Consider the following 7387-nt stretch of genomic DNA (forward strand, 5'->3'; position numbering starts at 1 on the left):
TGGGCGCCCACGCCCCGGTGCCGGCCGACGGTGAGCCTGCTGCGGTGGATGCGGAGTCCGACACCCTGTTGTCCAAGGCCCGCAAAACCGCCCAGCGGGTCCAGTCCTCGGACGCTGATCTGATTAACCCGAAGACCGGCCAGATCCCGGTGACCCGCAAGGAACGCCGCGAGGTCGAGGAAATGCTGAAGAAGGAGAAGCCGCGCGACTAGCGTCCGTCCGGTGACAGTGCCAAGCAGGCTCCACCGCCGCCCGCAGGGGTAGGCGGTGGAGCCTGCTTGATTCTGGGGCATTGTAAATGCCACGCCCGGCACCCCGATGCAGGATAAACATCCCAACTCAGAAGCGACTTCCTCTGGTGCACCGAAGTTCCTTGATGTAACGTATATCACGGTCGTAATTCCGCGCCACATCATCAATTTTGCACCCTCGAAGGGCGAGTCCCGTGCCCAATGGGCTCGCCCTTCCAGACTCCGCTTCGCTCCACCGACCTGGCCCCGGGCCGATGATTCCAGTACGGGTCGCGAGCGTTCGCGCGCACTTTTCCTGGAGAGGAACCCTTCCGCATGTTGCAGCAAGCCCATCCCCCGCATCATCGAGGCATTCGAAGGAGGCGCTGCTGACACTGTCGGTCGTGACCCTGTCCACTTCCCTCGCATTGGTCCCCAATGTCGCACATGCGGCGCCCTATGCCCCGGATGATGCCTTGGAAGCGATCGAAACTGGCAAGCTGACTCCCGGCTTCCAACAGGAGTTCGTGGACCTGGTCAAACAGGACCGGGTGTATTCCCACGTGCAGGAGCTTTCAGTGGGGATCGGCCCACGCGTTGCAGGCACCGCGGCGGAGGACGCGGCACAGGATTATGTCGAGCACCATCTGCAGGAGTACGGCTTCCAGACCTCACGCGAGGTGTTCGACGGACGCACACAGTTTGTCGCCAACGTCGTGCCCAGCCGCGACCTGCCCGGCATTGCCAGCTGGCAGTACCGCTCGGCCCAGGGCGCCAAGATCACAGGCCCTTCGGCACCGCTCAAGGCACCGGTCATCGACCTGGGCGATGGCAGCGGACTGGCGACCACCGAGGTCACCGATGCCCTGGTGATCATCGACTGGAATGCCAATGCCGAGGCCCGTACGGCGCTGCTGGAGCAGCTTGCCGCCGCCGGTGCCGCTGGCATCATCCTCGCCCAGACCAACCCCAAGGGATCCATTCCCAACCTCCGTGAGGTGCCAGAATCGGTGGCCGATCTGGTGGTAGTTACCGCCGGAGGCGTGCAGGCTGTCCGTCTGCGCGAGCTGGCGGCAGCCCCCGGCGACGCTCTAAGCCTGAGCATCACCACCGAGCAGACCCGAGATGACAGCTCCAACGTCATCGGCGTGCGGCCGGCCGCCAACGATGACGGAACCGCACCGATTGTTTACGTCGGCGCACACGTCGACTCGGTCGTGGGCAGTCCCGGGGCCAGCGACAACGCCTCCGGCATCGGCATCATGCTCGAAACCGCCAAGCTGATCAGCAACTACTCGCTGGACACCGAAATCCGCGTCGGTTCCTGGGGCGGCGAGGAAATCGGTATCCTGGGCTCTGCCCACCACGCCCAGAGCTTGAGCGAGGATGAAATCCAGCGCACGATCGGTGCCTGGAACATGGACATGGCCGGCACCGCGGAGAAGGGAACCAACGAACAGCCCTTTGGTTTCTGGGGTTTGAGCGTGAACCCAGACAACGAGTCCAACACCGTACTGAACTTCGCCAGCGACGTGCACAGTGACCTGGAGCAGGAGCCGCTGAACATCGGCTATGTCGGCCGCAGCGACCACCAGTCCTTCCACGATGTGGGGATCAATGCCGCCGTCTTTAGCTGGATGTTCTGGTCCGCTGACTCCTCGATCGTGCTCGAACCGGATTACCACCTGCCTCGGACACCATCGAGTTCGTATCTGCGGACCGCATGGGCTTCAGCGCGCAGATCATAGGTGGGTCGGCTTTCCGCGCGGCGTTGAACCCGGTGACCCTCAACGTTACCGACGAAACCGGCGCGCCGGCTGACGGAGCGCAGCTGGCCATGTCATGCGAGGGTGACACCGGCTGGCGCGAGGTGCCGCAGACTTCGCAGCAAGGTACACGGAGACCTTGGCCCCGCACACTACCTGCGATTTCGCTGCCGTCGGCGCCGACGGTGCGATCGGTGCGAGCCTGGACCAGGCAATCGCCGGGGACACCACGGTTGAGGTCGAACTGATCCTGGATGAGAACAAGCCGGAAGTTGCCATTGACACCAAGAACCCGGCCGGGGCCAGCGGCTGGTTCACCTCCGCACCGGTCACCGTTAACGTCACCGCCACCGACGAGACCGACGACGCGCCAGCAATCGAGGTATCCCGTGATGGACAGCGATGGAAGCCCTACACAGCACCGATCAGCATCGCTGAGGACGGTGAACACACCCTGCATGTCCGGGCCACTGATGGCTGGCAATCGAGACTCTACTCAGGAACTGGTAAAGCTCGATACCAAGGCCCCGGACCTGGAAGCCAGCGCGGTAGCCAGAACCGCGGACAGCTGCGCCTTGAAGTCTCGGATGTGACCTCCGGGGTCGGTGTCATCGAGTACCGCCTGGACGCCCAACAGCAGTGGAGCACCCTGGATACTGAAGAGGATGTTCAGGGTGCATTGCTAGGTGAGGTCGAGGTGGGTCAGGAGGGCGCGCTGGTTGAACTACGTGCCAGCGACGTAGCTGGCAACATCACCGCACCGGTCTCGGTGCAGATCCCAACCGCGCAGGATGGCACGCAGCCCTCGCCAACCCCCGGGGATGCCAAGCCAGTCCCGGAGGATTCGACGCCAGCCCCGGAGGATCCAACGCCCAATACCGAGAAGGACCTGGCGCGCACCGGTGCCGAGCTGATCACTTTCGCAGCGCTGGCGCTGCTGCTCTTGGGCGCGGGCAGTGCGCTCTTCGTGGTTCGCCGCCGGCGTTCCACAAGCCGACGCGGCTAACTCGTTGTCCCGGGGCTTCCCCGGAGTCGTCGAACCAACCCAGCCCCGCTGAACCACACTGTGTGTCCTGCGGGGCTGTTCGCGTCCAACCCACGGGCGTGAGGGGCCCGGCCGCACCAATAGTGTGCGGCCGGGTCCTTTCCAGTTCCCCTCGCGCCTTCGGACCCGCGGATCCGGTCCGCTGCATAATCCGGTGTAGCTAGGCGTCCCGGTACTTCAGTGAAACCCATCCAGCAACCAGCAGCCCGGCCGCCCAAAGCAGCAGGACTCCCAGGGCCATCGCGCTGCCGTAGGGTCCAGCGGCCCCGGTTACCAGCACCGTGGCCGCAGTGGGCAGATAGCCCAGGCCGAGGAAATCCACTGCACATTCACTGTCCCAGCAGCTGGGGCATGCCGACCAGCAGGACCAGGGCAGCAACAATGGTGCCCGCCGAGTTGCGGCACAGCGCCGCGATCCCCAGCACCATGAGCATCATCAGCCCCAGGTACACTCCGGCTTCGGCGAGCGCGCGGATCAGATCCACGGCATCAAAGACTCCGTACTCTCCGGCGGAGAGGGCCGCCGGAACGGCGCCAAGTCCCACCCCCACGATTCCCATTACCGTTCCGGCGACGAACAGGAACACTGCCTTGGCAGCGTAGAGCACGCCGCGGCGCGGAACTGCCTGCAGGCTGGAGGTGATGGTGCCTGAGGAGTACTCGGTGGTGAGGCACAGGCCGCCGCGGTGGCGAAGAACAGCTGGGCCAGCTGGAGGGTCGAGAACACCAGTTCGGGTGCCGGGGTATAGGTGTCAAAGCCGTTGTCGCCGCTGGCCTTGGCGCTGGCGCCAAGCAGCCAGGCGGTGCCGACCAAGGAAATAATGCCCAGCCACAACATCCAGGTGAGGGGTCGCAGCGAGGAGAACTTGATCCGTTCGGCCGCTATCGCCGGGGCCGACACCGTACCTTGCCAGCAGGAACCCCATGGACGGCAACTGCGCTGGCGGGGTCGTGCTTAGGCTGGAGGTCTCTTGCAGGATGACTCCAATACGGGAATAATTGACGGATCAACTTGTTATTACATTCATACGCATATAGGTTGGTCGCTGAAGCCCAGCGGAACCACGAACAGGACAAGGAGTCCCGCCATGCAGTTCGGTGTCTTTACCGTCAGTGACATCACCCGCGACCCCACCAACGGCACCATCCCCACCGAGAAGGAACGCATCGACGCGATCGTGGCCATCGCCAAGAAGGTCGAAGAGATCGGGATGGATGTCTTCTCCATCGGCGAGCACCACAACCGTCCGTTCTTCTCCTCCTCCCCCACCACCACGCTGGCCTACATTGCCGCGCAGACCGAGCGGATCATCCTGTCCACCGGCACCACGCTGATCACCACCAATGATCCGGTGAAGATCGCCGAGGACTTCGCCATGCTCCAGCACCTGTCCAACGGGCGCACCGACCTGGTGCTCGGGCGCGGCAACACCGCCCCGGTCTATCCGTGGTTCGGCAAGAACATCCAGGACTCGGTGAACCTGACCATCGAGAACTACAACTTGCTGCGCCGGCTGTGGGACGAGGACGTGGTGAACTGGGAGGGGCGCTACCGCACACCGCTGCAGAACTTTACCTCCACCCCGCGTCCGCTGGATGATGTGCCCCCGTTTGTGTGGCACGGCTCGATCCGCACCCCGCAGATCGCCGAAATCGCCGCCTACTACGGCGACGGCTTCTTCGCCAACAACATCTTCTGGCCCAAGGAGCACTACCAGCAGCTGATCGGCCTGTACCGGGAGCGCTACGAGCACTACGGCCACGGCCGGGCAGATCAGGCGATCGTGGGCCTGGGCGGCCAGTTCTACATGGGCAAGACCAGCCAGCAGGCGGTCAAGGAGTTCCGTCCCTACTTCGACAACGCCCCGGTCTACGGCCACGGCCCGTCGCTGGAGGACTTCACCTCCCAGACCCCGCTGACCGTTGGTTCCCCGCAGGAGGTGCTGGAGAAGACCCTGACCTTCCAGGAGTACTTCGGCAACTACCAGCGCCAGCTGTTCCTGGTGGACCACGCCGGGCTGCCGCTGAAGACCGTGCTGAACCAGCTGGACATGTTCGGCGAGCACGTACTGCCCGAGCTGCGCAAGGAAATGGAATCGCGCGCCCCGGCCGACCTGACCCCGGCGCCCACCCACGCCGGACTGGTGGCCGCCAAGAAGGCCAGGGAAGAAGCCAAGAATTCTCACCCCGACAAGGGACAGGACGCTTAACCGGGGATAAGATCAAGGGGTAAGGATGCCAGCCACAGGGCTGCAAGCATAGGAGTGCAGTGACACACAGTGAGCAAATGGTGGCCGGTGAGGCCACCACCGCCCCGGCCCCGCTAAAGAACACGGTCGAGGCCTGGGAGGCACTCTTCCGCACGCAGGTGGCGGTGATGCGCCACCTGATCTCGATGCCCGAATTCAATCGGCTCTCGGTGCGTGAATACGACGTGTTGTTCAATCTGCGCAATTGTCCCGAAGGCAAGGCGCGGCTGGTGGACCTGAACAAGTTCCTGCTGATCTCCCAGCCGTCACTGAGCCGGATGATCGTCCGGCTTGAGGAGCGCGGCCTGATCTCCCGCAGCCCGGATCCGACCGACCAGCGGGCGATGATCCTGTCCCTGACGGAGAAGGGCCTGGAGGTGCAGCGCGACATTGGGCGCGAGCACGTCAAGCACCTGCACGAGCTGATGGGGCATGCGCTGAGCGAAGAGGAGTTTAACCAGCTCAAGCACCTGAGCATGAAGCTGCGCGCCGGGATCGACTAGGAAACAACTACCACAGCACCAAGCATCAAGGCTTGCTCCCGAAAATGCCATCGAGCATTCCGGGAGCAAGCCTTTTGCTCGAACTAGTCAGACTCCGGCGGCGTGTTCTAAAGTTAGCGCGTTACTGCGGCATCATGGATCAACAAAGCACCTGATTCGTGCAATGACCTCTCCCGAAGCCAGATCGCGTGATCGTAATGGGTCACCGTCTCGCCGCGCTGGTCCCGTTTGTAGGCCTCAAGGACTACTTGCCGGGCCAGCCCGGAATCGACCACAACGTCCACATTGGCCGCCAGCGCAACGCGTTGTACAGCAGCGATGATCCACGTGTCGGGTTTGGTATTGGGGTAGCAAGGAGCATTCCCAGATAGTTGTGTGTAACTTTGCCCAGCCCTCGAACACTTCGGTACGCACGAATGTGCTCAGCGTCGTAGTGGCAGTATTCATTCGCGGTGAAAACCGGTGATTCAAGATCTACGAGATTCCGTGCCACATCACGAACAGCGGATGCTTTGCTACGACCAGCGGTAACCCCGTAACCGACCACACCCTGTATTTCCTCCTCGGACACTTCGAGCAGCGCGCGAAGGTCAACGGCAGCGTCCTCGTACGTTGCTTTGAATTCTTGCAGACGCGGCAGGAGTCCCTTTTTGTTCTTCGTCAGGTATTGCGTGCGCTGAGAATAGACGGCATCGAGCAGGGCCATCGGCAGTTGCCCCTGCCAGCCCCTCTTGTAGTCGGTGAGCTGTTCTTCGCTCAGGGTCTTCGCATCCTCAATGAATGCAACTATGAGGTCTTCCACGTCCAACCGCCTTACTTGCCGGAAAACTCGCTCTGACAGGAGCGATGAGGTTACCGCGAGCCTATTGCGGCCATCCGACGTTTAGCGATTCCGGTGCGTCATCAGCGCGTCTTGTGCACATGAGAAAAGCCGAGGCAGGTACATCATCACGACGCACCTGCCTCGGCTTTTCCCTGACCGCTAGCCCAGTAAGAAGTTCTTCTCACCGGCTGGCGGCACCTAGTTGGCCCGCTAGACCACATCCAGCCCGGCCTTGTCGACCTTGCGGTGGAAGCGCATCCCGGCCAGGCCGCCCAGCAGCGCCCCAACCAGGGCCACCACCGCGACCACGACCGCGGCGATAATGCCGGCGGTACTCAGGTCCCCTTCGTTCACGGGGATCCGCGGGAAGCTGTTGACCTGGGCCAGGACGTTGAACTGGCTGCCGCCAATCCAGCCCAGCAGCGCCACCACGATGGCGATCACCAGGCCCACAGCCACACGGCCAGGCCCTGCTTCATGCCGTCGAACCGTGCCATGCGCCCGGCGACGTAGCCGCCGCAGTAGTAGGCGACGAGCACGATGACGCCCAGCACGATGATCCCGACCATGCCCACCGTCTGCGGGTCCTGGTTCAGGCTCTGGGCGACCTCATCCGGGTTGACCCCGGTGCTCAGCCCCACGGCGGTGCCGGCGGCGGCCACCAGGGCGGTGAGCACCACGCCCATGCCGGTGGCGGTCAGCCAGCCGAAGAACGCTGAGCCGATCTTCATCCCGCCGTAGATGTGCTTCTCCCGTGCCACGACGGTTTCC

General features: G+C 63.3%; 9 protein-coding genes and 1 pseudogene. 5 read left to right on the forward strand and 5 right to left on the reverse strand.

Annotation, left to right across the window (positions count from 1 at the left end):
* From JCM19049_RS05925 to JCM19049_RS05935, 3 genes are all read left to right on the forward strand, one after another.
* Positions 1–212, forward strand: a 212-nt coding sequence (locus tag JCM19049_RS05925; RefSeq protein ID WP_279402565.1) for a hypothetical protein, incomplete at its 5' end; no start/stop codon positions are given.
* A gap of 422 nt (positions 213–634) precedes the next feature.
* Positions 635–1978, forward strand: a complete 1344-nt coding sequence (locus tag JCM19049_RS05930; protein ID WP_054821113.1) for a M28 family peptidase — start codon at positions 635–637, stop codon at positions 1976–1978.
* A 157-nt stretch (positions 1979–2135) separates the two neighbouring features.
* Complete coding sequence (locus JCM19049_RS05935; RefSeq protein WP_054821114.1) at positions 2136–3002, forward strand: LPXTG cell wall anchor domain-containing protein; 867 nt, start codon at positions 2136–2138, stop codon at positions 3000–3002.
* Between the two features lie 199 nt (positions 3003–3201).
* Here the strand turns inward: JCM19049_RS05935 and JCM19049_RS18915 are convergent, their stop codons facing one another.
* The 3 genes from JCM19049_RS18915 to JCM19049_RS05945 are packed head-to-tail and all read right to left on the reverse strand — an operon-like array spanning position 3202 to position 3942.
* Positions 3202–3363 (reverse strand): hypothetical protein, encoded by a 162-nt coding sequence (locus JCM19049_RS18915; protein ID WP_279402566.1) that lies wholly within the window; start codon positions 3361–3363, stop codon positions 3202–3204.
* 7 nt (positions 3364–3370) lie between these two features.
* Positions 3371–3628, reverse strand: a complete 258-nt coding sequence (locus JCM19049_RS05940; protein ID WP_279402567.1) for a hypothetical protein — start codon at positions 3626–3628, stop codon at positions 3371–3373.
* Complete coding sequence (locus tag JCM19049_RS05945) at positions 3601–3942, reverse strand: hypothetical protein (RefSeq protein WP_054821116.1); 342 nt, start codon at positions 3940–3942, stop codon at positions 3601–3603. Before JCM19049_RS05945 ends, JCM19049_RS05940 begins: the two co-directional genes overlap by 28 nt.
* 187 nt (positions 3943–4129) lie before the next feature.
* Here JCM19049_RS05945 and JCM19049_RS05950 point away from each other — a divergent pair, with 187 nt between their 5' ends.
* Both JCM19049_RS05950 and JCM19049_RS05955 read left to right on the forward strand, forming a co-directional pair.
* Positions 4130–5251, forward strand: coding sequence for an LLM class flavin-dependent oxidoreductase (locus JCM19049_RS05950; protein ID WP_054821117.1), 1122 nt, complete (start codon positions 4130–4132; stop codon positions 5249–5251).
* Between the two features lie 59 nt (positions 5252–5310).
* Entirely contained in the window at positions 5311–5793 is a 483-nt protein-coding gene (locus JCM19049_RS05955; RefSeq protein ID WP_306420706.1) for a MarR family winged helix-turn-helix transcriptional regulator, read from the forward strand.
* A gap of 244 nt (positions 5794–6037) precedes the next feature.
* Here the strand turns inward: JCM19049_RS05955 and JCM19049_RS05960 are convergent, their stop codons facing one another.
* Together JCM19049_RS05960 and JCM19049_RS05965 are read right to left on the reverse strand one after the other, a co-directional pair.
* Positions 6038–6601, reverse strand: a complete 564-nt coding sequence (locus JCM19049_RS05960; protein WP_279402568.1) for a hypothetical protein — start codon at positions 6599–6601, stop codon at positions 6038–6040.
* A gap of 225 nt (positions 6602–6826) precedes the next feature.
* Positions 6827–7387, reverse strand: a pseudogene (locus JCM19049_RS05965) (hypothetical protein); the annotation flags it as partial.

The sequence above is a fragment of the Arthrobacter sp. JCM 19049 genome (genome assembly GCF_001310435.1).